Annotated in this window: 27 protein-coding genes; 15 read left to right on the top strand and 12 right to left on the bottom strand. The window is 67.9% G+C overall.

Translation table 11 applies throughout. The annotated features are described in order from the left end of the window. Position 1: 1 nt before the first annotated feature. The 7 genes from BUR28_RS10970 to BUR28_RS10940 are packed head-to-tail and all read left to right on the top strand — an operon-like array spanning position 2 to position 6,434. A complete protein-coding gene (locus BUR28_RS10970; protein WP_074220156.1) occupies positions 2-1,231 on the top strand; it encodes a branched-chain amino acid ABC transporter permease in 1,230 nt (409 codons plus the stop codon). Next, complete coding sequence (locus tag BUR28_RS10965) at positions 1,228-1,962, top strand: ABC transporter ATP-binding protein (protein WP_074220155.1); 735 nt, start codon at positions 1,228-1,230, stop codon at positions 1,960-1,962. The genes BUR28_RS10970 and BUR28_RS10965 overlap by 4 nt, the downstream gene beginning before the upstream one ends. Next, complete coding sequence (locus tag BUR28_RS10960; RefSeq protein WP_074220154.1) at positions 1,959-2,681, top strand: ABC transporter ATP-binding protein; 723 nt, start codon at positions 1,959-1,961, stop codon at positions 2,679-2,681. The genes BUR28_RS10965 and BUR28_RS10960 overlap by 4 nt, the downstream gene beginning before the upstream one ends. Then, complete coding sequence (locus BUR28_RS10955) at positions 2,681-4,015, top strand: aminotransferase family protein (protein WP_074220153.1); 1,335 nt, start codon at positions 2,681-2,683, stop codon at positions 4,013-4,015. Before BUR28_RS10960 ends, BUR28_RS10955 begins: the two co-directional genes overlap by 1 nt. Beyond that, positions 4,015-4,941, top strand: a complete 927-nt coding sequence (locus BUR28_RS10950) for a 3,5-dioxohexanoate:acetyl-CoA acetone transferase (protein ID WP_074220152.1) — start codon at positions 4,015-4,017, stop codon at positions 4,939-4,941. The genes BUR28_RS10955 and BUR28_RS10950 overlap by 1 nt, the downstream gene beginning before the upstream one ends. Beyond that, positions 4,942-5,418 (top strand): GNAT family N-acetyltransferase, encoded by a 477-nt coding sequence (locus BUR28_RS10945; RefSeq protein WP_074220151.1) that lies wholly within the window; start codon positions 4,942-4,944, stop codon positions 5,416-5,418. Further along, complete coding sequence (locus BUR28_RS10940) at positions 5,415-6,434, top strand: histone deacetylase family protein (protein WP_074220150.1); 1,020 nt, start codon at positions 5,415-5,417, stop codon at positions 6,432-6,434. Before BUR28_RS10945 ends, BUR28_RS10940 begins: the two co-directional genes overlap by 4 nt. Here BUR28_RS10940 and BUR28_RS10935 read toward each other — a convergent pair. The 5 genes from BUR28_RS10935 to BUR28_RS20100 form a co-directional block, all read right to left on the bottom strand. Continuing rightward, on the bottom strand, positions 6,431-6,889 hold the full coding sequence (locus BUR28_RS10935; RefSeq protein ID WP_074220149.1) for a DUF411 domain-containing protein: 459 nt from the start codon (positions 6,887-6,889) through the stop codon (positions 6,431-6,433). The genes BUR28_RS10940 and BUR28_RS10935 overlap by 4 nt on opposite strands. A 100-nt stretch (positions 6,890-6,989) precedes the next feature. After that, positions 6,990-8,609: an acyl-CoA dehydrogenase family protein gene (locus tag BUR28_RS10930; RefSeq protein ID WP_074220148.1), complete on the bottom strand. Its 1,620-nt coding sequence runs from the start codon at positions 8,607-8,609 to the stop codon at positions 6,990-6,992. Positions 8,610-8,634: 25 nt separating this feature from the next. Next, complete coding sequence (locus BUR28_RS10925) at positions 8,635-8,910, bottom strand: acylphosphatase (RefSeq protein ID WP_074220147.1); 276 nt, start codon at positions 8,908-8,910, stop codon at positions 8,635-8,637. Positions 8,911-8,913: 3 nt separating this feature from the next. Continuing rightward, entirely contained in the window at positions 8,914-9,390 is a 477-nt protein-coding gene (locus tag BUR28_RS10920; protein ID WP_074220146.1) for an Hcp family type VI secretion system effector, read from the bottom strand. A gap of 185 nt (positions 9,391-9,575) precedes the next feature. After that, positions 9,576-10,955: a hypothetical protein gene (locus BUR28_RS20100; RefSeq protein ID WP_083626606.1), complete on the bottom strand. Its 1,380-nt coding sequence runs from the start codon at positions 10,953-10,955 to the stop codon at positions 9,576-9,578. A 248-nt stretch (positions 10,956-11,203) separates the two neighbouring features. Between BUR28_RS20100 and lepA the strand changes: the two genes are divergently transcribed. Continuing rightward, on the top strand, positions 11,204-13,006 hold the full coding sequence (lepA, locus tag BUR28_RS10905) for a translation elongation factor 4 (protein WP_074220144.1): 1,803 nt from the start codon (positions 11,204-11,206) through the stop codon (positions 13,004-13,006). 1 nt (position 13,007) lies between these two features. Here lepA and BUR28_RS19490 read toward each other — a convergent pair whose 3' ends face one another. Further along, positions 13,008-13,997: a hypothetical protein gene (locus BUR28_RS19490; protein ID WP_139307556.1), complete on the bottom strand. Its 990-nt coding sequence runs from the start codon at positions 13,995-13,997 to the stop codon at positions 13,008-13,010. Between the two features lie 321 nt (positions 13,998-14,318). On the opposite strand from BUR28_RS19490, the gene BUR28_RS10900 reads away from it, so the two are divergent. Further along, the gene (locus BUR28_RS10900) at positions 14,319-14,585 is read left to right on the top strand and encodes a hypothetical protein (protein ID WP_074220143.1); all 267 of its coding nucleotides are present in this window, start codon (positions 14,319-14,321) and stop codon (positions 14,583-14,585) included. Positions 14,586-14,678: 93 nt separating this feature from the next. Then, positions 14,679-14,933 (top strand): hypothetical protein, encoded by a 255-nt coding sequence (locus tag BUR28_RS10895; protein WP_074220142.1) that lies wholly within the window; start codon positions 14,679-14,681, stop codon positions 14,931-14,933. A 1-nt stretch (position 14,934) separates the two neighbouring features. Here the strand turns inward: BUR28_RS10895 and BUR28_RS10890 are convergent, their stop codons facing one another. Next, positions 14,935-15,213: a hypothetical protein gene (locus BUR28_RS10890; protein WP_074220141.1), complete on the bottom strand. Its 279-nt coding sequence runs from the start codon at positions 15,211-15,213 to the stop codon at positions 14,935-14,937. A gap of 154 nt (positions 15,214-15,367) precedes the next feature. Between BUR28_RS10890 and BUR28_RS10885 the strand changes: the two genes are divergently transcribed. The 3 genes from BUR28_RS10885 (at position 15,368) to BUR28_RS10875 (ending at position 16,604) form a co-directional block, all read left to right on the top strand. After that, positions 15,368-15,802 (top strand): DsrE family protein, encoded by a 435-nt coding sequence (locus BUR28_RS10885; RefSeq protein WP_074220140.1) that lies wholly within the window; start codon positions 15,368-15,370, stop codon positions 15,800-15,802. Between the two features lie 82 nt (positions 15,803-15,884). Continuing rightward, positions 15,885-16,061, top strand: coding sequence for a CTP synthetase (locus tag BUR28_RS10880; protein WP_074221611.1), 177 nt, complete (start codon positions 15,885-15,887; stop codon positions 16,059-16,061). A gap of 54 nt (positions 16,062-16,115) precedes the next feature. Then, entirely contained in the window at positions 16,116-16,604 is a 489-nt protein-coding gene (locus BUR28_RS10875) for a cytochrome b (protein ID WP_175566938.1), read from the top strand. Here BUR28_RS10875 and BUR28_RS10870 read toward each other — a convergent pair. Then, complete coding sequence (locus tag BUR28_RS10870) at positions 16,601-17,365, bottom strand: alpha/beta fold hydrolase (protein ID WP_074220138.1); 765 nt, start codon at positions 17,363-17,365, stop codon at positions 16,601-16,603. The genes BUR28_RS10875 and BUR28_RS10870 overlap by 4 nt on opposite strands. Before the next feature lie 91 nt (positions 17,366-17,456). Continuing rightward, complete coding sequence (gene glyA / locus BUR28_RS10865) at positions 17,457-18,752, bottom strand: serine hydroxymethyltransferase (protein ID WP_074220137.1); 1,296 nt, start codon at positions 18,750-18,752, stop codon at positions 17,457-17,459. A 167-nt stretch (positions 18,753-18,919) separates the two neighbouring features. On the opposite strand from glyA, the gene BUR28_RS10860 reads away from it, so the two are divergent. Beyond that, positions 18,920-19,699, top strand: a complete 780-nt coding sequence (locus BUR28_RS10860; protein WP_074220136.1) for an NAD kinase — start codon at positions 18,920-18,922, stop codon at positions 19,697-19,699. A gap of 36 nt (positions 19,700-19,735) precedes the next feature. Here the strand turns inward: BUR28_RS10860 and BUR28_RS10855 are convergent, their stop codons facing one another. From BUR28_RS10855 to prpE, 3 genes are all read right to left on the bottom strand, one after another. Further along, the gene (locus tag BUR28_RS10855) at positions 19,736-21,109 is read right to left on the bottom strand and encodes a sigma-54-dependent transcriptional regulator (protein WP_074220135.1); all 1,374 of its coding nucleotides are present in this window, start codon (positions 21,107-21,109) and stop codon (positions 19,736-19,738) included. Continuing rightward, positions 21,106-22,554: an ATP-binding protein gene (locus BUR28_RS10850; RefSeq protein ID WP_175566937.1), complete on the bottom strand. Its 1,449-nt coding sequence runs from the start codon at positions 22,552-22,554 to the stop codon at positions 21,106-21,108. The genes BUR28_RS10855 and BUR28_RS10850 overlap by 4 nt, the downstream gene beginning before the upstream one ends. A gap of 262 nt (positions 22,555-22,816) precedes the next feature. Next, positions 22,817-24,712: a propionate-CoA ligase PrpE gene (gene prpE, locus BUR28_RS10845; RefSeq protein WP_074221610.1), complete on the bottom strand. Its 1,896-nt coding sequence runs from the start codon at positions 24,710-24,712 to the stop codon at positions 22,817-22,819. 199 nt (positions 24,713-24,911) lie between these two features. Here prpE and BUR28_RS10840 point away from each other — a divergent pair, with 199 nt between their 5' ends. Next, the gene (locus BUR28_RS10840) at positions 24,912-25,304 is read left to right on the top strand and encodes a cytidine deaminase (RefSeq protein WP_074220133.1); all 393 of its coding nucleotides are present in this window, start codon (positions 24,912-24,914) and stop codon (positions 25,302-25,304) included. The last annotated feature ends 1 nt before the right edge of the window (position 25,305 follow it).

Raw genomic sequence — 25,305 nt, 5'->3', positions numbered from 1 at the left:
GATGAAAAAGCAGATTCCGAACATCGCCGGCGCCCTGGCCCTGATCTTCTTCGCGGCCTTTCCCTTCGTCTATTCGGGCGCGAACTACGACTATGTCATGCATATCCTCATCACCGCCTTCTTCTACGCGATCCTCGCGTCGAGCTGGTCGATGCTGGCGGGCTATGCCGGGCAGTTCTCCTTCGGCCACATGGGCTTCATGGGGATCGGCGCCTATACGACGGCGCTCTTCTGTCACTATTTCTACATCACCTCCGAACCCACCGGTCTCTGCCGCGAGTTCGCCCTCTTCGGCAACTGGTTCGTCATCGTGAACCCGATCGGGGTGACCTCGACCACGCTGACCCAGGACTGCCTGCGCCAGGCGATGGAGGGCTGGCAGGGCAGCGTCAGCGTCACCCCGATGCCGGTGCTGCTCGGCATCGTGCTGGGCACCGTTGCGGGCGGGCTCGCGGGGCTTCTGGTCGGGCTTCTGGTGCTGCGCCTGCGGGCGGCCTATCTCGCGCTCTTCACGCTGGGCTTTTCCGAAATCGTCAAGGCGATCATCTCGGCCGAGATCGACATCACCCGCGGGCAGGCGGGGCTCGAACTGCCCGCGCTTTTCGAGAACGGCGTGACGATCCTCGGCACCACCTATGACCGCACCGACAAGATCCCGCCCTATTACGCGATGTTCGGCCTGCTGCTCCTCTGCCTCGCGATCCTCGCCTGGCTCGCCCATTCGCGCTTCGGCCTCTTCGTCCGGGCGCTCCGCGAGGATCAGGACGCCGCCGCGGCGCTCGGCGTGAACACCACCCGGTACAAGGTCTACGTCTTCACCATCACCACCGCGATGGCGGCCGCCGCGGGCGCGGTGCAGGCGCATTACGTCCAGATCATCACGCCCAACATGCTGTTCCTGCTGCAGATGAGCCTCGTCGTCGCGATGGCGGTGATCGGCGGCATCGAGAACTTCGTGGCCGCCGCGATCGGCGCGATCTTCCTGCAGGTGATGCTGGAAACCATGCGCACCAGCTTCTCCATCGGCGGGGTGGAGGTCGACATGACGGTCTGGCGGCTGGTCTTCTTCGGGCTCCTGCTGATGGTGACGCTGAGGTTCTTCCGCAACGGCCTCATCGCGCCCCTGATCGAGCGGTTCAAGCGCGCCGGCGTCGCCGAGGAAACCGTGGCCAAACGCGCCGCGGCGACCGAGTCGGGCGCCGGCCCCACCCGTGCGGAGGCGCCCCGATGATCCATCTCCAGGTCCGCAACCTGCAGAAATATTTCGGCGGCAACCATGTGCTGAAGGGCGTGAATTTCGAGATCAACGGCCCGGAACTCATCGGCCTGATCGGCCCCAACGGCGCGGGCAAGACCACGCTGACCAACGTGCTCGACGGCGCGATCAAGCCCTCCAGCGGCACGGTCTACCTCAACGAGCACCGCATCGACCAGATGGCCCCGTTCCAGGTGGCGCGCGCGGGGTTGGGGCGCACCTTCCAGGTGACGCGGTCGTTCCGCCGGATGACCGTGCTGGAAAACCTCTACGTCCCCGCGCTGGCGCTCGGCCACACGGGCGGCAAGGCGGAACTGACCGAAAAGGCCCACGAGGTGCTGGCCTTCCTGACCATCGACCATCTGCGCAACGAATACGCCCGCGCGCTCTCGGGCGGGCAGCAGAAGCTTCTGGAACTGGGGCGGCTGCTGATGCTGAACCCCGACGTGATCGTGCTCGACGAACCCTTCGCGGGCGTGCATCCCAAGCTGATGGAGGTGATCTACGCCTATATCCAGCGGGTCAAGGACGAGGGCAAGGCGATCATCCTGATCTCGCACCAGATGGATTCGATCTTCTCGCTGTCCGAGCGCCTCCTGGTGCTCAATTTCGGCGACCTGATCGCCGACGGCCTGCCCGAGGACGTTAAGAACGACCCGGCCGTGATCGAGGCCTATCTCGGCTCCGACGAGGAGGACGCGGCATGACCGACCTGCCTGCGGTGCTGGAAATGCGAGATCTCTCGGTCGGATACTACCGCGACCTCAACATCCTGTCGGATCTCCACATCACCGCGCGCAAGGGGCAGATCACCACGATCCTCGGCGCCAACGGCGTGGGCAAGTCCACCGCGCTCAAGGCCGCCTTCGGGTTCCTGAAACCCAACAAGGGCGATATCCTGCTCGACGGCGAAAGCATCCTGCACCTGCCCCCGCATCAGAAGATCCTCGCCGGCCTCGCCTACATTCCGCAGCAGCCCGGCGTCTTCAAGGACATGACGGTGGAGGAGAACCTGCAGCTCGGCGGCTGGACCTTCCGCGGCAACAGTCAGGCCGTGCGCGACGGGATCGAGGCGAATTACGAACGCTTCCCCGCACTCCGCGAAAAGCGCCGCCAGGTCACCGGGGAACTCTCCGGCGGCCAGCAGCGCATGGTCGAGATCGGCCGCACGCTGATGTCCGAGCCAAAGATGCTCTTGGTGGACGAACCCACCGCGGGGCTCAGCAAGATGCTGGCCGAGGAGGTCTACGAGATGCTCTCGGATCTCGCCCGCAAGGACGGGCTGACGATCCTGCTGGTCGACCAGGAAATCCGCCACGCGCTGAAGATCGCCGATTACGTCTATGTGCTGGAACTCGGCCGCAACAAGTATGAAGGCCCGGTGGACGAGTTCGACGATCTGGAAAAGGCGTTCTGGGTGGCCTGATGTCCCAGCCCGAAACCCGGCTCTTCTACCAGTCCCGCCGCCGCCGACCCATGCAGGACCGCGCCGAGGGCGTCTATATCTGGGACGTCTCGGGCAAGCGCTATCTCGACGGCTCCTCGGGCGCGATGGTCTGCAATATCGGCCATTCCAACCCGCATGTGCTGGCCGCGATGCGCGCCCAGATGGAAAGCGCCACCTTCGGCTATCGCCTCCATTTCGAGACCGAACCGGCCGAGCGGCTGGCCCACATGACCGCCGCGCTGGCCCCCGACGGACTGAACCGCGTCTTCTTCGTCTCGGGCGGCTCCGAGGCGGTGGAAAGCGCGGTGAAGCTTGCCCGGCAATATGCGTTGGCCCGCGGCGAGGCGCAGCGCTGGAAGGTGATTTCCCGCTTCCCGGCCTATCACGGCGCGACGCTGGGGGCGCTGGCGCTGACCGGCTACGCGCCGATGACCGCGCCCTTCGACCCGATGATGCGGCAGATGCCGAAAATCCCCGCGCCGCGCGCCTATCTCGACGGGCTGGACCCGGACGACCCGGCCACCGGCGCGCATTACGCCCACATGCTGGAGGACCGCATCCTCGCCGAAGGCCCCGAGACGGTGCTGGGCTTCATCGTCGAGCCCATCGGCGGCGCGTCGACCGGCGCGCTGGTCCCGCCCGCGGGCTATATGCAGGCGATCCGCGCGATCTGCGACCGCTACGGCGTGCTCCTGATCCATGACGAGGTGATCTCGGGCGGCGGCCGCGTCGGCACTTTCTTCGCGGGCGATCTCTGGGGCGTGACGCCCGATATCCTGACGCTGTCCAAGGGGTTCGGCGGCGGTTACGTCCCCCTCGGCGCGGTGGTGGCAAAGGACGCCATCGTCGAGGCGGTGCTGGACGCGGGCGGCTTCATCCACGGTTTCACCTATGCCGGCAACCCGCTGGCCTGCGCCGCCGGCATCGCCGTGCTGGAGGAGATCGAGGCCCGGGGCATGATCGCCAACGCCACCCGCATCGGCGCCCTGCTCAAGACCCGCCTGACAGCGCTGATGACCCGCTACCCCTTCATCGGCGACGTCCGCGGCGCGGGGCTGCTGCTCGCCTTCGAACTGGTGTCCGACCGCGCCACGATGGCGCCGCTCCCGCCCGGGATCCGCGCCTATGACGACCTCGTGGAAACCGCCTATGCCAACGGGCTCATCATCTATGCCCGCCGCACAAGGGGCGGCCATTCGGGCGATCATTTCCTCGTCGCCCCCCCGATGATCGCCACCGAAACCCATGTGGACGAGATCATGGAGAAGCTCACCCTGACGCTCGACCAGTTCGCCGGGGCGCACGGGCTCTGATGTCGAAAATCCTCATCACCTGCGCCGTCACCGGCTCGATCCACACGCCGTCGATGTCGCCGCACCTGCCCTGGCGGCCCGAGGATATCGTCGCGCAATCCATCGGGGCGGCCGAGGCCGGCGCCGCGATCCTGCACCTGCACGCCCGCGACCCCGAGGACGGCCGCCCCTCGGCCGATCCCGCGCATTTCATGGGGGTCCTGCCCGACATCGCGGCGGGCACCGACGCGGTCCTCAACCTCTCCACCGGGGGCAGCGCGGTGATGGGGCTCGACCAGCGGCTCGCCGGGCCGATGCGGGCGGAACCCGAGATGTGCTCGCTCAACATGGGCACGATGAACTTCGCGCTCTACCCGATGGCCGCCCGCCACGCCGACTGGCGCTTCGACTGGGAAGAGCCGTTCCTGACCGGCTCCGACGACCTCGTGTTCAAGAACACCCCCCGCGACATCGCCCATGTCCTGACCGAGATGGGCGAGAAGCGCGGCGCGCGGTTCGAGTTCGAATGCTACGACAGCGGCCACCTCACGATGCTCTGCCACTTCGTCGATCGCGGGCTGGTGAAACCGCCGATCTTCATCCAGTTCGTCTTCGGCGTGCTCGGCGGCATGGCGCCGCTGCCCGAGAACCTCACCCACATGAAGCGCCTGGCCGACACCTATTTCGACGAGGATTACCTGTTCTCCGTCCTCGCCGCGGGCCGCGCCCAGATGCCGATGGCGACGATGGCGGCCGGCATGGGCGGCCATGTCCGGGTCGGGCTGGAGGACAATCTCTACATCGCGCGCGGCGAACTCGCCCGCTCGAATGCCGAGCAGGTCGCCCATGTGCGCGAGATCGTCGAACGGCTGGGCCGCACCGTGGCCACCCCCGACGAGGCGCGCGAGATGCTGGGGCTCAAGGGCCGCGACAAGGTGGCGTCCTGAATGGAAATCCGGCAGGCCTGCCCGTCCGACATGGCCCGGCTCGACGCGGGGCTCCGGGCGCTGGCCGCCGATCTGGGCGACCCCTACCTTGCGACGCCCGAGATGTTGGCCGCCGCCTGCGACCCGGACGAAGGCTTCGCCGCCGCGCTGCTGGCCCACCACGGCCCCGCGCTGGCCGGCCTCGCGCTCGTCTCGCCGATCTTCTCCACGCTCCGGGGCGCGGCGGGGCTTTACGTCTCCGACCTCTGGCTTGCCGCACCGGCGCGGGGGCAGGGGCTCGGCCGCCGCCTGCTGGCCGAGGCCGCGCGGATCGGGGCGGCGCGCTGGCAGGCACGCTTCCTCAAGCTCGGGGTCTATGACGACAACCCCGGCGCGGCCGCCTTCTACGCCCGGCTCGGCTTCACCTTCCATCCGCGCGAACACACCGCCACGCTCGACCCCGACGCCTTCGACGCCCTGACCGGAGCCCGCCCGTGAAAGCCTTTCTCGACGACCGCCAGCGCGCCCACGACCCGCAGCATTTCATGGCCAACGGCACCCGCCTGCCCAGCCCCGAGGTGCCCGCCCGCGTCGACATCCTGAAGGCCGGCGCCGAGGCGGCAGGCGCCGTCTTCGAGGCGCCGAACGACACCGGCCTCGGCCCCATCGCCGCGCTCCATACGGCAGAATACCTGGTCTTCCTGCAAACCATCCACACCCGCTGGCAGCGGATCGAGGGCGCGTCCGACGAGGTGATCCCCAACATCCACCCGGCGAACCGGACCGACGGCTACCCGCGCTCGGCGGTGGGGCAGGCGGGCTTTCACCAGGCCGACACCGCCTGCCCGATCGCCGCCCACACCTGGGAGTCTGCCTACTGGTCGGCGCAATCGGCCATCGCGGCGGCCGATGCGGTGGCCTCCGGCGAACGCGCCGTCTACGCCCTCTCGCGCCCGCCGGGCCACCACGCCTTCGCCGACCTCGCGGGCGGCTTCTGTTTCCTGAACAATTCCGGCATCGCGGCGGACCGGCTGCGCGACGCCGGCCTGCGCCCCGCGATCCTCGATATCGACGTGCATCACGGCAACGGCACGCAAGGCATCTTCTACGCCCGTGGCGACGTGCTGACCGTCTCGATCCATGCCGACCCGGCGCGGTTCTACCCGTTCTTCTGGGGCCATGCGCAGGAACGGGGCGAGGGGCCGGGCAGGGGCGCCAACCTCAACCTGCCGCTGGCGCGCGGCACCGGCGACGAGGATTACCTCGCCACGCTGGACACCGCGCTCGCCCGCATCCGGGCCTTCGGCGCGGATGTCATCGTCGTCGCGCTCGGCCTCGACGCCCATGTCGACGACCCGTTCCAGGGGCTCGCGGTCACCACCGAAGGCTTCGCCCGCATCGCCGCCGCCATCGCCGCGCCCGGCCTGCCGCTCGTCATCGTGCAGGAGGGCGGCTATGTCACCGACGCGCTGGGCGCGAACCTCACCGGCTTCCTGGGCGGGGTGGGGGGCTAGCCCTTGCCCTTCGCGTAGCTGGTGAAGATTTCGGTCGTGCCGTCGGGCCGGATCAGGTGCACGTCATAGGCTTCGCGCCGCGTCTCGGGCCCCATGCCGGGCGAGCCGAAGGGCATCCCCGGCACCGACAGCCCCACCGCGTCGGGCCGCTCCGCCAACAGCCGCTGGATATCCGCCGCCGGCACATGGCCCTCGATCACGTAGCCGTCGACCCGCGCGGTATGGCACGAGGTCATGGTCGGCGGCACCCCGGCGGCGATCTTCTCCTGCACCAGCATCCCGCCATGCATGTTCTCGCCGGTCGGGGCGAACCCGTTGGCCTCCAGATGGTCCATCCAGGCGACGCAGCAGCCGCAGCCGCTGGTCTTCATCACGTGGATCGCCTCGCCCGCGAGGGAGGGCGCGGCGGTCGCCGCCAGCATCAGGGCGGCAAGGGGAAGGCGGGCACGGCGCATGGGGCGCTCCTTTCCTGTCGTGTGGTAAGGGAAGGGTGCGCGCAGCCGGCCACCGAAGTCCAGAGCCGGCGCAGCCGCGGCGCATCACGTCCGGGTGAGGCTACAGCGCGAAACCCCGCTCGAACAGGCCCGCATCCACCCAATCGGGCAGCGCGCCCGCCAGCCGCCCGCGCGCGCCGCCAAGCCGCGTCCGCACGAACGCCGCGGCGACATCGCCCGTACCCTCGCGCAGCAGGACCGAGGCGGCCAGCAACAGCGCCGCACGTTCCACGAACCAGCGCGCCTCGGCCTCGGGTACCGGGCCGGGCCATTGCGCCCGATGCGCCGCCAGCGCCGCGTCGTACGCCCGGTCCAGCCCTTTGCCTTCGTCCAGCTCCGCCGCCAGCCGCTCGGCGGCCAGCGGCACCCGCGCCAGCGTGCGCAGCGCGTCGAGGCAGATGACATTCCCCGACCCCTCCCAGATGCCGTTCAGCGGCGCCTCGCGGTAAAGCAGGGGCAGGGGCGTGTCCTCGACATAGCCCATGCCGCCCAGCACCTCCATCGCCTCGACCGCGACCCCCGGGCAGAGCTTGTTCGACAGGTACTTCGCCAGCGCCACCCCGATCCGGGCAAAGGCCCGGTCCTCGGGCGCATCCCCGTCGAAGGCTTGCGCCACATGCAGCCCCAGCGCCAGGCTCCCCCGCCAGTCCAGCGCGAGGTCCGCCAGAACCGCCCGCATCAGCGGCTGGTCGATCAGCCGCTTCTGGAACGCCGTCCGCCCCGTCACCCAGTGATGCGCCTCGCGGAGTGCGGCACGCATCAGCCCCGCCGGCGCGATCGCGGTATCGAGCCGCGTGTGATGCACCATCTCGACGATGGTCCGCACCCCGTCGCCCTCGTCCCCCACCGGATGCGCCAGCGCGCCGGCATATTCGATCTCGGCCGAGGCGTTCGACCGGTTGCCCAGCTTGTCCTTCAGCCGCATCAGCCGGATGCCGTTCCGCCCGCCCTCCAGCCAGCGCGGCACCAGGAAACAGCTCAGCCCCCGGTCGGTCCGCGCCAGCGTCAGGAACCCGTCCGACATCGGCGCCGAACAGAACCACTTGTGCCCGGTCAGCCGCCAGGCCTCGCCGTCCCGCTCCGCCCGCGTCGTGTTCGCCCGCACGTCCGAGCCGCCCTGCTTCTCGGTCATCGCCATGCCCAGCGTCAGGCCGCGCTTCTCGCCCACCGGCCGCGGCGCCGGGTCGTAGTCCCGCGCCATCAGCCCCGACCACGCCTCCCACAGCCCCGCGCCGCGCAGCACCGGGATCCCGGCATAGGTCATGGTCAGCGGGCAGCAATGGCCGGGCTCCACCTGGCTGGCGAGATAGGCCATCGCGGCATGGCTCAGGTGTCCGTGCGCCCCGCCCTCCCAGGCCACCGCGTGATAGCCCGCCGCCGCCGACAGCGCCATGAACCGGTGATAGGCGGGGTGATAGCGCACCTCGTCCAGCCGCCGCCCCCCGGCATCGAAACCCACAAGCTCCGGCACGTGCCGGTTCGCCTCCCGCCCGGCCTCGCGCATCTCTTCCCGCCCCAGCGCCCGGCCATAGGCGGCCAGCGCGCCGGTCTCCGCCCCCGCCCGCGCGAAGGTCGCGCGCAACGCCGGGTCGTCGGCCCAGAGGTCACGGTCGCCCGGCGCCCCCGGCTGGTTCTCCACCTGATGCGTGCCCAGATCGGCGCGCGGCCCGGGCCGCGTCATGGCCCCCTCCCTCGTCGCTTCGGGCTCAGCCCGTCACGCGGAACCCCGGCGCCACCTCCTCCCCGGCGGGCGCGGTTTCCACCCGGTCCACGCGCGCCGCCGGCGGGCCGGAGTGCAGCCCCTCGACCAGCCGCGCCACCCTGTCCTCCGGCCCCGCGACCAGCGCCGTCACCGCGCCGTCGGGCTCGTTCCGCACCCAGCCGTCCAGCCCCAGCGCCCGCGCCTGATCTTGCGTCCAGGCGCGGAAACTCACGCCCTGCACCCGGCCCGTGACCCTGATTTCCAGCGCGACGTCGCCCATCGCTCAGACCACGCCCGCCGGGTCGATTTCCACCTCGTGCTCATCGCCCGCGCTGTGGTCCTCGGCCTGCACGACATAGGCGATCTTCAGCCGGTCATACCCGATCTCGATTTCTTCCTCGATCACCGGCATCGCCTCGGCGCCGGTCATCCGGTAGCCCACCACGCGGCAATCGGTAAGCGTCAGCGTCAGATAGTCGAGATGCGCGTCGCCGCTGTCCTTGCGCAGCGTGACGACGATCTCGTCGAAGGCCTTTCCTGTCGCCACCGCCTTGGCGAGATAGGGCGAGGAGGCGTCGTAATACTTGCGCACCAGCACCGGGGCCGCATCGGCCCGTCCGCGCGCCCGCCTGCCGATCCCCGGCGCCCGGTCCTGCTCGATCTCCCACTGGATGTCGAACAGGTCGATCTCGTCCTCGTGATCGGCGGCTTTGGATTCGCCGTCGATATCGGGGATTTTCATGTATCCGGTCAGCGCCATCGCCCCCTCCCTCCGGTCGGGCGAAGCGTAGCACGCGACGGCCCCCGACCAAAGCCGAGAGACGACCGCCCCGCCTCACTGCTCGGCCCGGCCGACAGGCCGGGCAGCGCCCGACCCTCCCCCCGGGAGGGCGCTTTCAGCACCCACCCAGGGTCGGGCGCTGCCCTTTGCGCGTTGAACGGTCGCTAGCCCCCGCCTTCGCCTCCCCACCAGTCGATCAGGTCTTCCACCCGCTTGACGAGCCAGGAGAACCGCCCATCGGCTTTCTTCGCCCTGTCCATCCAGATCGCGATGGTCGTGACGTAGTTTGTGAAGCGCGCGCGTATCCATTTCGGCACGATGCCCCCGCGCGCAATCTCATCGGCATCCCCTCGGACTATTTCGTTCGCCTCGGAGTCCAATTCTCCCGCTATCTCTTCGGCAATCGCCAGGGCGTCGTTCGCCACGTCCGACGACACCGGAGCGGGTTGTGCAAGGGTTGCAAGGCGATAGCAGCGTTGTTTCGCCTCCTCGCTCTGTTCGCAAATCTCTTCCGAGGCCGCGTAGAGGGCATTCTTCAAATTCGTGAGCGAGGGCTCCTCGGGATAGAAATCCCCGATCCGTTGCTGTAGGCTCAGGCAGGCGTCGTAGAATGCCGTGGCAAGGAGGCTTGCGTTGTCCGGATGCCGCTCGATTGCAGCTCGAATTGTAATCGTTTCATAGGATTCTTCGGTAAGCCCATTCGCTCCCGGCGCAGCAAGCGCATTGTCCAGCGCAAGGCTGATCCGCTGCCTTGCAAATACCAACGAGTCCTCTGAAACTTCGTCTTCCTCGGCAACACGAAAAAGCCCCGCGTTTTCGTCGCGGATCAGCGGTGGGGCGACCTCTGTCTGGCAATTGACTCGCAACTTCTGGATAATCCCCGCAACATGCGTCGCGCCCTTCTCCCAATCCTCATCCGGGATCAGCGCGATGCGTTCCTGAAGTTTCCAGTCCGGCGGGCGGCCGACCAGCATCCCCTCATACCACTCGCGCCAGAAGCGCCATGTGCCGGGGGCTGAGTCCCAGAATTCGCGCAGCCGGTCGAGGCCCTCTTGCAGCCCCTCGGGCATCGGGTCGGTCGACCAGAGCGGGTTGCGAAAAACCGCCTCGGCCTCGGCATCGTCCAGTGTCGCCGCATCCTCCGAGGCGGCGGAGTAGGCGGCGGCGTTCGCGGAGTCGGCGGCGGCGGTGGCGGCGGAGTAGGCGGCGGAGTAGGCGGCGGAGTAGGCGGCGGAGGCGGCGGAGGCGGCGGCGGAGGCGGCGGAGTAGGCGGCGGCGGAGTAGGCGGCGGCGGAGTAGGCGGCGGCGGAGGCGGCGGACCTGATCTCATCCCTTACCTCGGGGGTTGGACATATGCCCGCAACCCCCGAGGTCAGCACCGCCCGCAGAACCGGCAAGGCAATGTCGCCCAGTGTCGCGTCATCGGCCAAGCCGATTTCCGGCAGCGCCCGTAACGCACAGCGCGCCGCGAAGGCTACCTTCACCTCGCGCGGCTTGCCCTCCAGCCACGCCTCCGCGCTCTCCCGATCCGTGATCTCGACCATCGGCCCCTCGCCCCTCGTCGCGCGGTCACTTTGGCGGCGCCGCGTGCCCCGATCAAGCCTGCCGCCCGTTGCACGGCGTGCGGTGCGTCAACCTCGCCCCGGGTCCGACAAAAGTCCGACAAAAGTCCGATGGAAGTCCGATGAAAGTCCGATTGCCGGAGCCCCGCAAAACAAGGCCGTTAACCCGCACCGGGCGCCCGGCCGCGGTTCCGCTTGACCGGCCCTGCAAACCGCCGCATATCCGCCCAATGACCGATCTCGCACATATCCGCAACTTCTCGATCGTGGCCCATATCGACCACGGCAAGTCCACCCTGGCCGACCGGCTGATCCAGCTCACCGGCACCGTCGCCGAACGCGACATGAAGGACCAGTTGCTGGACGCCATGGATATCGAGCGCGAGCGGGGCATCACGATCAAGGCCAACACGGTCCGGATCGAATACCCCGCGAAGGACGGAAATACCTATGTTCTCAACCTGATAGACACGCCCGGCCATGTCGACTTCGCCTATGAGGTCTCGCGGTCCATGCGCGCGGTCGAGGGCTCGCTTCTGGTGGTCGACGCGACGCAAGGGGTCGAGGCGCAGACGCTGGCGAATGTCTACACCGCCATCGACGCCGACCACGAGATCGTGCCGGTCCTGAACAAGATCGACCTGCCCGCCGCCGACCCCGACCGCGTGGCCGAGCAGATCGAGGACGTGATCGGCATCGACGCCACCGACGCCATCCATATCAGCGCCAAGACCGGCCTCGGCATCCCCGACGTGCTGGAGGCCATCGTCCACCGCCTGCCGCCCCCGCATGAGGGCACCCGAGATGCCCCCCTCAAGGCCTTGTTGGTCGACAGCTATTACGACCCATATCTTGGGGTCGTCGTCCTTGTCCGCATCATCGACGGCGTCCTGAAGAAGGGCGACCGCATCCGCATGATGAAAACGGGGGGCGCCTACCAGGTCGACAAGATCGGCGTGTTCCGCCCGGCGATGACCGACGTCAAGGAACTGGGGCCGGGCGAGATCGGCTTTCTCACCGCCTCGATCAAGCAGGTCCGCGACACCCGCGTCGGCGACACCATCACCACCGAGAAGAAGGGCGTCGAGACGCCGCTGCCGGGCTTCAAGCCGTCGCAGCCGGTGGTGTTCTGCGGCCTCTTCCCCGTCGATTCCAACGACTTCGAGGACCTGCGCGACGCCATCGAGAAGCTCGCCCTCAACGACGCCAGTTTCACCTACGAGATGGAAACCTCTGCCGCGCTGGGCTTCGGCTTCCGCTGCGGGTTCCTCGGCCTTCTGCACCTGGAGGTGATCCGCGACCGGCTGGAGCGCGAGTGGAACATCGACCTCATCACCACCGCACCCTCGGTCATCTACAACGTCTACATGAAGGACGGCACGGTGAAGGAGTTGCACAACCCCGCCGACATGCCCGACATGACCCTTGTCGACCATATCGAGGAGCCGCGGATCAAGGCCACGATCATGGTGCCGGACGAGTTCCTGGGCGACGTCCTCAAACTCTGCCAGGACCGGCGCGGCGAACAGCTCGACCTGACCTATGCCGGGTCGCGCGCGATGGTGGTCTACGACCTGCCCCTTAACGAGGTCGTATTCGATTTCTACGACCGTCTGAAATCGGTGACCAAGGGCTATGCGAGCTTCGACTACCAGATGATCGGCTATCGAGAGGATTACCTCGTCAAGATGCAGATCCTCGTCAATGACGAGCCGGTGGACGCGCTGTCGACCATGGTGCACCGCGACCGGGCGGAAATGCGGGGCCGGGCGATGTGCGAGAAACTCAAGGAGCTGATCCCCCGCCACATGTTCAAGATCCCGATCCAGGCGGCGATCGGCGGCCGGGTGATCGCCCGCGAAACGCTGGCCGCACTCAGGAAGGACGTGACCGCCAAGTGCTATGGCGGCGACGCGACGCGGAAGCGGAAACTGCTGGACAAGCAGAAGGCGGGCAAGAAGAAGATGCGCCAGTTCGGGAAGGTGGAAATCCCGCAGGCGGCGTTCATCAATGCGTTGAAGATGGATGGGTGAATCAGAATAACTTTCGCGCCAGATACTCTGCAAATAGACTGACTAGCACTTGCGCGGAGGACGCTAGGGCGAAATATATTGCGCGCATTCTGTATTTTGAATTTTCTATTTTCCGCTGCTCTTCTTTCCGCTGGTCTCCTGCGGTGAGGATAACGTTGTAGTGTGGGCGCTGCCTGTCTATATTCCGCTCAATCTGAGATGCAAAGAATGAGCCAGTCGAGTGAAGGCAATATGTGACCAGGGCTCCCAAAAAAAGCATTGATGGGAGGCTGAATGCCGAAGAAAGTTGTTCCATCCTAAAATTATAAATGATAAAACAGGCCGCGAGCGCGGCGGCTGTTGTTGAGAACACTGTTGCCGCGCGGATCATGTGTGACCTCTTTTGCACACGCTTTCGGAAGTCTGTCGCGCGACGCGGCAACGCTTGTTCCCAGCTTTCTATTGTTGAGATTATATTCTTTCCTAGGATGTAATCAGGGAATTTTACTTGCGCCACGATTGGCGCGGGGGGAACTTCGAACCCGGAAACTGGCCGAACGCCAAGAGGACCAATCTGTATTCCAAATTGTGCCGGATTGTTTTGAATGGACACCTCTACCTCAAAGCGTTCGAAATCATTCTTTTCCCCCCGCAGGACATCGGCAATTAGTCCTACGGTAAGGGATCTGGTGTTTTCGGGTTGAGATGTGTCGAAGGTTTCAAATTCCTCCCACGTTGAGAAGTCAAATTTTCGATTCTTCGATGTAAGGATAGTTGCGGATGCTGATACATTCAGCTTCGTTGATCCGGCGAACTCCTGTCGAATTTGGTCAAGTAGTCGCTTTAAGTCTTCAATTTTTATTTCATACTCACCCTCAAAAATCCGAGTGGCTGTTTGCGATTTTTTGTTCAGTCGATCAATAAGGGCGCGAAGCGCGTCGGTGGGAAGATCTCGTAAGTCGACAAGTGGTCCGGATTGGTTCGGGGGAATAATATCACCTTTTTCAGTCATGTCGCTTTGCCTTGTGCTGTCCGTGACGCAGGTTATGCGCCTTCCAAGTGTCGAAGACAATTCTTGTTATTCTTCACGCTGGCGGTAATTTCTTCAATTGCCTACTGAACGCTCCCGCCAACAGGCCGGGCAGCGCCCGACCCGCCCCGTCACGCCGCAGGCGTGCCTCCGGCACGACGCGGGCGCTTCGCGTCCCGCCCGCGGGTCGGGCGCTGCCCTCCGTGCATGATCCGGTGGGGAAGGGGGGTCGCAGGCCCCGCACACCATTGCATCGGGCCGGCGGATGGGCCACCTGAGGGCGAACGGGTTGCGGAGGCTTCCATGCTGGCACTGATTTCGGCGATCGTGGGCGGCTTTGTCGTCCTGCAGTTCCACGGGCTGCTCTGGGGCGGCGTCGCCGCGCTCATCGGCTTTGCCCTTTTCGTCGCCTTCTCCTACTGGCGCTTCACGGTGATCGCCAACGACCCCGGAAAACGCGAGGCGCTGGAACGCACGGGCTCCCCGGGCCGGCGCGAGAATACCCTGCGCCTCGTCGTCTCCGCCCTCGGTCCGGTCACGGTCGCCGGCCTGATCGCCCTGCTGCTCTAGCGCCCCTCACGCCCCTGTTACCGCCCCCGACTGATCCGCGACAGACTGCCGCACGTAACCCTCCCGCAATGCCGCAAACCAAGGGAGGCTTCCATGGACCGTCTGAGCATCATGCTCACCCCCGTCACCGGGGCCGTGATCACCGGGTTCCTCGTGATCGTTATGTTCTCGCTGGGCTTCTACAGTTGGATCGCCGTCGCCATCGGCGCGGGCATCGGGGCCATCGGCGCCTGGCCGGCCGCCTATGTCGTCTCGCGCAGGATCAAGGACGAAGACCCGTTCTGGACCCGTCGCGACCCGCAGGTGCAACTTCGCGCCGACCCGCGCGCCGGCCTGCCCGAAGTCTGACCTACCCCTCGGACCCCCGGATCGCCTCCGGGTGGTCCGAGACGAAGCGGTGCAGCACCGCGTAAAGCGCCTTGGCATGGGCCACGTCATCCGCGTGCAGCGCGTCGCGGATATCCTCGCAGATCATCTTCTGCACCGTCTGCGGCCCGTGGTGGATGTGCATCAGATACTCCCCCGTCAGCGTCGCGTCCGCCTCCGGGATGTGTTCGTGCTCGGCGATGGCGGCGATCTCCTCGCGCGTCAGGTCGGTCATGTCCTCGATGTCGTCCAGGCTGATCATGGCGGTCCCCTTCGTTCACCGCGCGCATCATAGCACGGCGCGGCCGGCGCGGCTTTAGGCCCGTCACCACGCGGGGAATGTGCGCAAGTCACATATGCCGCCGCCGGTTTCGCCTATGGCTGTCGCATCGCAACCGACCAAGGGGGATGACCCGATGCTCAAGACACTGAAGGCGACGGCCGTGGCGCTGGCGCTGACCGCCACCGCCGCCGCGGCCGACGACGTGCGCAAGCTGGTGGCCGTCGTGACCGACGCCAACCCGCAGACCCAGCTGATGAGCATGGTGCTCACCAACCAGGCCATCGACCGCGGCGTGCCCACGCGCATCCTGCTGTGCGGCCCGGCCGCCGACATGGCGCTGAAGGACGCGCCCGAAAGCGCCACCGCGCCCCAGCCGCCCAAGGGGGCGAGCCCGCAGGCCCTGCTGCAGGCCGCGATCAAGAAGGGCGCCACCGCCGAGGTCTGCGCGATCTACCTGCCCGGCAAGGGCGCCGAGGCGGACGCGCTGATCGAGGGGGTGGGCGTGGCCCAGCCCCCCGCCATGGCCAAGGCGATGACCGACCGGGTGACGCGCATCTGGTCATTCTGACGCAACTTGCGCCAGATCAAGGTGGGATCGGCGCGTGCGGGGGCTTTCTGTCATTGGAACAAGTCCAGTGATGGAGGGCCCGATGCTTCGCCTGGCCGCAGTCCTGTTCGTGCTGATCTCCGCTACGCTGATGGGGATCGCGATCGTCGTGGTGCTCGTCGCGGGCTATGGCACGACGGTTCCGATCGTCACCGCCGCCGCGATCGGCTTCGTGCTCGCGATGCCGGTATCCTGGCAGGTGGCGCGCGCAATCTACTGACCGGCGGCGATCTCCGGCGGTCGGATGTCACGTTCTGATCTTCGGAGTCTCATGATGTCGGTGTCCGGATATTCGCGCCTGCAAATCCGCCTGCACTGGGCGGTGGTGGTCCTTGTGGCGATCCAGTTCCTGTTCAACGGCGGGATGTCGCAGGCGTTCGGCGAGTTCCTCGAAACCGGGAGCAAGGCGCTTGGCGCGTCGGTGGCGATCCATATCGGGTCCGGCCTTCTGATCCTGGTGCTGGCGTTCTGGCGCATCGGGCTGCGCGTCGTGCACGGGGTGCCGGCGCCCGACCCGTCGCATTCCCCCGCGCAGGTCAAGGCGGCGCGGGCGATGTACGGGCTGTTCTACCTGCTGATGGTGCTGTTGCCGGTCTCGGGCATGGTGGCGTGGTCCCAGGGCTCGGCGCTGGCGGGCAATGTCCACTCGGTCTTGCGGGTGGTGCTGTTCCTGCTGATCGTGGCCCATGTCGCCGCGGCGCTGGCCGGGCAGATCCTCAAGAAGGACGGCACGATGACCCGGATGGTCAAGCCGGTCGACTAGGACAGGAACGCGCGGACCGCCGCCTCGAAGTCGCGGGGCTTCTCGGCATGCAGCCAGTGGCCGGCGCCGGGGAGTTTCGCGAAGCGGGCCTTGGGAAACAACGCCTTGATCCGGTCGCGGTGCTCGGGGCGGACATAGTCCGAGGCCCCGCCCGAGAGGAACAGGGTAGGGCGGTCGAACCGCCCCGTCACGTCGTCGGGCCAGCCTGTGATGTGGGCCATCTCGGCGTCCAGAACGTCGAGGTTCAGCCGCCAGTCCGGCGGGGTGGCCTTCAGGTCCAGCGACTGCAGCAGGAAGGCGCGGGTGGACGGGTCCTCGATGGTGCCGGACAGCGCCGCGTCGGCCTCGCCCCGGCGGGTGACAGGGCCGAGGTCGAGCGCGCGCATCGCCGCGATCAGGTGCGACTGGCTGTGGCCGTAGGCGACCGGCGCGATATCGGCCACGACCAGCCGGCTCACCATGTCGGGCCGCGTGAGCGCCAGCACCATCGCCGCCTTGCCCCCCATCGAGTGGCCCAGCACCTCCGCCCGCCCGCCATGGGCGTCGATCACCTCGGCGAGGTCTTCGGCGAGGTCGGGGTAGCGGTGGCTGTCCGTCCAGGGGCTGTCGCCGTGGTTGCGCATGTCGACGGCGAGGACCTCGCGGCCGTCGGACAGCCGCTTGGCGATCACGCCCCAGTTCCGGGCCGAGCCGAAGAGCCCGTGCGCGATCAGGAGCGGCGGGGCGTCGGTCGGCGTGCCCTGAACCTGCGTGGCGAGCATGTCACCTCGGGGGCGGGGCCTGCGGCCCCGGTTTGGAGTATTTGGGCCAAGAAGAAGGGGGGCGGCGGCGACGCCCCCCGACGATGCCGTGTCAGAGGCCGGGGTAGAGGGGGAAGCGCGCGCAGAGCTCGGCGACCTCGCCCTTGACCTTGTCCTCGACCGCGGAATTGTCCTCTTCGCCATTGCCGGCGAGCCCGTCGACCACCTCGGTGATCCAGCGGCCGATCTGGGCGAATTCCTGTTCGCCGAAGCCCCGCGTGGTACCGGCGGGCGAGCCGAGGCGGATGCCGCTGGTGATGGTCGGTTTCTCGGTGTCGAACGGGATGCCGTTCTTGTTGCAGGTGATATGCGCGCGTCCCAGCGCCTTTTCGGTGGCGTTGCCCTTCACGCCCTTGGGCCGCAGGTCGACCAGCAGGACGTGGCTGTCGGTGCCGCCGGTGACCAGGCTCAGGCCCCCCTCTTCCAAGGCCGCGCCCATCGCCTTGGCGTTCTTGACGACCTGTTCCTGGTAGGTCTTGAAGCCCGGCTCCAGCGCCTCGCCGAAGGCTACCGCCTTGCCCGCGATCACATGCATCAGCGGGCCGCCCTGGATGCCGGGGAAGATCGCCGAATTGAACTTCTTGGCGAGCGCCTCGTCATTGGTCAGGATCATGCCGCCGCGCGGGCCGCGCAGGGTCTTGTGCGTGGTGGTCGTGGCGACATGGGCGTGCGGCAAGGGCGAGGGGTAGAGGCCCGCCGCGACCAGCCCCGCGAAATGGGCCATGTCGACCAGCAGCCAGGCGCCGACCATGTCGGCGATCTGGCGGAAGCGGGGGAAGTCGAGGATGCGCGGGATCGCCGAGCCGCCAGCGATGATCATCTTGGGCTGGTGCTCTTTCGCCAGCGCCTCGATCTGGTCGTAATCGGGCAGGAGATCGTCCTCGCGCACGCCGTATTGCACCGCATTGAACCACTTGCCCGACTGGTTGGGGGCCGCGCCGTGGGTCAGGTGGCCGCCCGCGTCCAGGCTCATGCCCAGGATCGTGTCGCCGGGTTTCAGCAGCGCGGTGAAAACGCCCTGGTTGGCCTGCGACCCCGAGTTCGGCTGGACGTTGGCGAAGCCCGCGTCGAACAGCTTGCAGGCGCGTTCGATCGCCAGGTTCTCGGCGATGTCGACGAACTGGCAGCCGCCGTAATAGCGCCGGCCCGGGTAGCCCTCGGCATATTTGTTGGTCATCACCGAGCCCTGCGCCTCGAGCACCGCCCGGCTGACGATGTTCTCCGACGCGATCAGTTCGATCTCGTCGCGCTGGCGGCCGAGTTCCAGGCCGATGGCCTCGGCGATCCCTGGGTCGCGGCTGGCGAGCGCTTCGGTGAAAAAGCCGTTGTCCTGGTGCGGTGCGTTCATGCTGGCATCTCCCTGATGGCGGCCGTGGCGGCGTGGAGCGTGTTTTAGCGGAACTGGCCCCGTCGCAAAAGCCTCAATCCTCGGGGACGGGGTAGACCTTTCGTCGGGCTTGAGTTTCCGGCCGACCCGCGCGATCACTGACGCGGAATCGCGCGAAAGGGGGCGGGATGGCGCCTTTGAGGAAGCCTGCACGGAAGATCGCCTTCCTGGCCAGCGAAACGGCCCGCGCCGAAGGGGCGCTGGACCTGCTGACCGCGCGCTACGGCGAGGTGGCGCCCGAGGCGGCGGAGGTGATCGTCGCGCTGGGCGGCGACGGCTTCATGCTGCAGACGCTCCATTCCACGCAAGGATTGCCGGCGCCGGTCTACGGCATGAATTGCGGCACGATCGGCTTTCTGATGAACGAGTACCGCGAGGAGGGGCTGATCGAGCGGCTGGAGGCGGCCGAGGAAGAGATCATCAACCCCCTGCGGATGCAGGCCACCCGGCCGGACGGGTCGGTGGTCGAGGCGCTTGCGATCAACGAGGTCAGCCTGCTGCGCGCGGGGCCGCAGGCCGCCAAGCTGCGGATCTTCGTCGACGGCCGGCTGCGGCTCGAGGAACTGGTCTGCGACGGGGCGCTGGTGGCGACGCCGGCCGGCTCGACCGCCTACAACTACTCCGCCCACGGCCCGATCCTGCCGATCGGCTCCGACGTGCTGGCGCTGACGGCGGTGGCGCCGTTCCGGCCACGGCGGTGGCGGGGCGCGCTGTTGCCCAAGGCCGCGCGGGTCAGGATCGACGTGCAGGAGGCGGACAAGCGCCCGGTGATGGCCGAGGGCGACAGCCGCGGCGCCGGGATCGTGACCTCGGTCGAGATCGCCTCGGAGCCGGCGATCGCGCATCGCATCCTGTTCGACCCGGGCCACGGGCTGGAAGAACGGCTGATCCGCGAGCAGTTCGTCTGAGCGCGGCCGGCCCCCGTATCCGGCGGCGCCGCGGTCCTAGCCGGCCTGGTCGGTCCGGCCCCAGGCCTCGCGCTTGCGGTAGAGGGTGGAGGGCGAGACGTCGAGCACCCGCGCCGCGCGCGGCAGCGACCCGCCCTCGCGCGCGATGGTTTCCTCGATCACGATCTGCTCGATCTCGGCCAGCGTGCGGCCGACGAGGTCGTCGAGGCGCAGGCCCGGGGCGGCGGCCGGCTCGGACAGGCGTTCGCGTTCCTGCCGCAGCGCGATGGGCAACATGTTGAGCGTGACCTCGGGCCCTTCGTTCAGAACCACCGCGTGGCGCACGACGTTCAGAAGCTGGCGCACGTTGCCCGGCCAGGGCAGGTGCCGGAAGAGGTCGGCGACCTCGTCGGAAAGGCCGGTGAAGGTGCGGCCCTCCTCGGCGGCGAAGCGCTGCAGCGCGGTCTCGGCGATCTCGACGATATCCTCGCCACGGTCGCGCAGGGGGGGCAGGTGGATCGGCACCACATGGAGCCGGTAATAGAGATCCTCGCGGAACCGCCCGGCGCGCACCTCCTCCAGCGGGTCGCGGTTGGTCGCGCAGATGATGCGCACGTTGACCTTGCGCGGATGCGGGGCGCCGATGGGCTGGACCGTAGAGGTCTGGAGAAACCGCAACAGCTTGGACTGAAGCGCCGCGTCCATTTCGCAGATCTCGTCGAGGAACAGCGTGCCGCCATCGGCCACGGCCGCCGCCCCCGGCTTGTCGGCCAGCGCGCCGGTGAAGGCGCCCTTGAGATGGCCGAACACCTCGGATTCCAGGAGGTCCCGCGGGATCGCCGCGCAGTTGAGCGGCACGAACGGCCCGTCGGCGCGGGTCGAGGCGGCGTGCACCGCCTGGGCGCAGATTTCCTTGCCTGTGCCGCTTTCACCGGTGATGAACACCGTGGCCTTGGAGCGGGCGACCGAGGCGATCCGCTCGTAGACCGCGCGCATCCCCTGCGAGTTGCCGACGAAATCGCCCGGGCCGCCATCCGGTTCGGTCATCTCGTGCACCGGCGGCTGGCATTCGGCCAGGGCGGTTTCAACGGCGTGCAGGAAGCGTTGGTCGTTGAACGGCTTGAGCAGGAACTCGTAGGCGCCCGCGCGCATCGCCTCGACCGCGCGGTTGATCGAGCCGTTGGCGGTGATCACGATGACGCGCGTCTCGGGCGCCATGTCCAGCATGTCCTGCAACAGCGCCTGGCCGGGTCGGTCGGGCAGCATCAGGTCGAGCAGCACCACCGCCGGCCGAAGCGCCTGGAACCGCTCCAGCCCGTCGGTGGCCGTGGTGGCCGAGACGACGCTGTGCCCCGCGCCGCGCAGGACGGATTCGTAGACCATCTGCAGCGAGGGCGTGTCCTCGACCAGGAGGATCGGCGGCGCGCTCATTCGGCCGCCTCGCCGTAACGGCCCAGAAACTCTTGCTCCAGCGCGGTGCAGACGGCCTCCACCCCAGCGATCAGCGGCGCGACCGACCGGCCGATCGCGTCGCGGTCGTCGGCGCGCGCCGCCGCGTTCAGCGCCTCGGCCTGGTGCTGCAGCGCGCTGTTGCCCACCGCGCCGGCCAGCGAGATCAGCACATGCGTCCGCGCCCGCAGAAGGGTGGCGTCGTCCCGCGCGCGGCCTTCGGCAAGCCCCTTGCACACCTGCGTGAAATCGTCCCGCATCCGCGACAGCAGTTCCCGCCCGTCCTCCAGCCCGGCGAGCGCCAGGAGCCGGTCGAGATGCACCGGGTCGACGGGCGGCGCGGCGGCAGCGGTGTCGGGCGCGGGGCCCGGCCGTTTGCGCAGCACCCGTGCGACCGCCTCGCCGAAGGCGTCCAGGCTCAGGATCGGCTTCGCCAGGATCCCGTCCGCGCCGGCGGCGTAGATCTGGTCGCGGTTGGCCGACAGCACGAAGGCGGTCACCGCCAGAACGGGCATCGGTGTGCCCGGCGCTTCGGTCGCGCGCAACTGGCGGATGACATCGATGCCGGACAGCCGCGGCATCTCGATATCGATGAGCGCGAGGTCGAACCCGCCGCCGTCCAAGGCCTCGGCCGCCTCCTGGCCGTCCTCCACCACGGTCACGGTCGCGGCGAGGGTTTCCAGCATCTGGCGGATCAGCAGCTGGTTGGTGGGGTTGTCCTCGGCCAGAAGCGCCCGGCACCCGGACAGGTCGGGAAGCGCCTCGAGCGCGGCGGGCGTCTCGACGCCGGGCGCCCACGCGCGCCGCGGCAGGATCAGGGACACAAGGGCGCCGCCTTCGGGCGCATTCGCGACCTGCAACTGGCCGCGGATGCGCTGCGCGAGGTCGCGCACGATATGCAGTCCCAGCCCGCTGCCGGGCCGGGCGCTGTCCTGCGGACGTCCCTCGAAATCGAAAAGCCGGGCCATTGCGGCATCCGAAAAGCCGGGGCCGGTGTCGCTGACGCGCAGGCACAGCGCCTCTTGCGGCCCCATGTGCACCCGCAGGGCCACCTCGCCGTCGGGGCTGTATTTCACCGCGTTGCCGACGAGGTTGGACAGGATACGTTCCAGCGCCGCGGGGTCGGTGCCGATCCGGGCCGGCAGGTCTTCGGCCCGGTCCATCGTGAAACGGACCCCGTGTTGGCCCGCATGGGCCGTCCAGCGGGCCGCGATCCGCCCGAGAAACGGGCCGAGCGTCGTGGAAACCGGCGCGTCGGCGCCGGCGGCGGTGTCGCCGGTCATGTGGGCCAGCGTCTCGTCGGTGAGGCGGGCCAGCTGTTCGGCGGAACTCTGCACGCGCTGGAGTTGCAGCCGCGAGGCCGCGTCGAGGCGTGAGAGGTCCGAGAGGGCCAGCCCGCCGAGGATGTCGGCGATGGCGGCACGCATGTCATGGGCCAGCATCGCGGCCCTGGCGTGGCGGGAGGGCGTTTCGGCCTCCCCGAAGGGGGGAGGGGGGCTCTCCGCGCCGTCGACGGCCTGGCCTAGCAAGGGCGCTGCGCGCGGTTCCGGCGTGGATACCATGGCGACACTCGCACAGGTTGCATTTGTAACCTTCTAACCGCGTCCCCTCGCCGAACCAACCTGTCTAAAAGTCAGGTCGCTGTCGAGGCGGGAAAACCCGCCTCGACAGCGCCCCCGGATGCCGTTCTCAGGCCGCCTGCGGATAGCCGAGCCCCCGCAACGCCGCCGAGATCTCGTCGAGGATCGCCGGGTCGTCGATCGTGGCGGGCATCTTGAACTCCTCGCCATCGGCGATCTTGACCATGGTGGCGCGCAGGATCTTGCCCGACCGCGTCTTGGGCAGACGGTCCACGACGCAGGCCAGCTTGAACGCCGCGACCGGACCGATCTGGTCGCGCACCAGCGTCACGCATTCCTTGATGATCTCGCCATGCGGACGGCCCACGCCATCGGTCAGGCAGAGAAAGCCCAGCGGCAACTGGCCCTTGAGTTCATCGGCCACGCCGATCACCGCGCATTCGGCCACGTCCGGGTGGCTGGCCAGCACTTCCTCCATCGCGCCGGTGGACAGGCGGTGGCCGGCCACGTTGATGACGTCGTCGGTGCGCGCCATGATGTAGAGATACCCGTCCTCGTCCTTGTAGCCCGCGTCGCCCGTTTCATAATAGCCGGGGAAGTGGTTCAGGTAGGACTTGTGGAACCGCTCGGGCGCGTTCCACAGCGTGGGCAGGGTGCCCGGCGGCAGCGGCAGCTTGATCGCGATGGCGCCCAGCGTGTTCGGGCCGACCTCGTGGCCGCCCTCGTCGAGGATGTGCACGTCATAGCCGGGCATCGCCACGGAGGGCGAGCCGATCTTGACCGGCAGGCGCTCGATCCCGAGGGGATTCGCCGCGATCGCCCAGCCGGTTTCGGTCTGCCACCAGTGGTCGACGACCGGCACCCCCAGCATGCGCTGTGCCCACTTGATGGTGTCGGGATCGGCGCGCTCGCCGGCGAGATAGAGGGCCTTGAGGTTCGTCAGGTCGTACTTGTTGACGAATTCCCCGTTCGGATCGGCCCGCTTGATTGCCCGGAAGGCGGTCGGTGCGGTGAAGAAGCTCTTGACCTTGTGTTCCGAGATCACCCGCCAGAACACGCCGGCATCGGGCGTGCCGATGGGCTTTCCCTCGAACACCACGGTCGTGTTGCCGTGGATCAGCGGCGCGTAGCAGATGTAGCTGTGGCCGACGACCCAGCCGACGTCGGAGGCCGCCCAGAACACGTCGCCCGGATCGAGGTTGTAGATGTTCTTCATCGTCCAGTTCAGCGCGACTAGGTGTCCGCCGGTGGGCCGAACCACGCCCTTGGGCTGGCCGGTCGTGCCTGAGGTATAGAGGATATAGGCCGGGTGGTTGCCCTCTACGGGCACGCATTCGGCGGGTTCGACGCCGTACTGGAAGCCGTGCCAGTTGACGTCGCGGCCTTCCTCCAGATGCGCGACCTCCTGCTCGCGCTGGAGGATCACGCAGAAGTCCGGCTGATGCTCGGCCTGCTGCAGTGCGCCGTCGAGAAGCGGCTTGTAGTGGACGATGCGGCCCGGTTCGATCCCGCAGCTCGCGGCGATGATGCATTTCGGTTTCGCGTCGTCCACCCGCACGGCCAGCTCATGCGCGGCGAACCCGCCGAACACCACCGAGTGGATCGCGCCCAGCCGCGCACAGGCCAGCATCGCCTCCAGCGCCTCGGGAATCATCGGCATGTAGATGATGACCCGGTCGCCCTTCTCCACGCCCTTGGCCCGAAGCGCGCCGGCCAGTTGCGCCACGCGGTTGCGCAGCATCACGTAGGAGATGGATTTCCGCGTGCCGGTGACCGGGCTGTCGTAGATGATGGCGGTCTGGTCGCCCCGGCCGTTCTCGACATGGCGGTCCACGGCGTTCCAGCAGGTGTTCACCATGCCGTCGGCAAACCACTCGTATTCGGGCGCGTTGTCGTCGAACAGCGCCTTGGAGGGTTTGCTGTCCCAGTCGATCGCCTCGGCGGCCTCCATCCAGAAGGCGTCCGGGTCCGCCTTCCAGCGCTCGTACACGTCGGCATAGCCCACGATGTTCGTCTCGGGATAGCCCATGATCGTCCCTCCTCTTGGCCTGGGCAATTCTGTTACGCAGGCGGGCGCTCAGACGCAAGATAGAAACCCGGACACCCTGTCGCTGTTAGCGCTAATCCATGGCCGGGCCGCCGCGCCTGCGCCCTTGCATCCCCCGCGGGCGCGCCGCAGATTGGCGGCAAAACGGAGAACCTCCATGTCGCTTCTGACCGCTGCCCGCGCGGTGCGCGAAAACGCCCACGCCCCGTATTCGCGCTTCAAGGTCGGTGCCGCGGTCAGAGGCGCCGACGGCGCGATCTATGTCGGCTGCAACGTGGAGAACGTGGCCGCGCCCGAGGGCACCTGTGCCGAGGCCGGCGCCATCGCGGCGATGGTGGCGGCGGGCTGCCGCGAGATCGCGGAGGTCGCGGTGATCGCGGACGGCCCGGCGCCGGTCAGCCCCTGCGGCGGCTGCCGCCAGAAACTCGCCGAGTTCGCCGGGCCCGAGGTCAGGGTCACGATGGCCACGGTCGCGGGCGAGACCCTCGAGATGACCGTGGGCGAGCTTCTGCCCGGCGCGTTTTCGGCGGCGCAGATGCGGGGCGTCTGAG

Source organism: Rhodovulum sp. ES.010, from assembly GCF_900142935.1.
Taxonomy (GTDB): Bacteria; Pseudomonadota; Alphaproteobacteria; order Rhodobacterales; family Rhodobacteraceae; genus Rhodovulum.
Note: the sequence above shows the minus strand (reverse complement) of the source record. Positions and strands in the feature narration are given on the sequence as shown.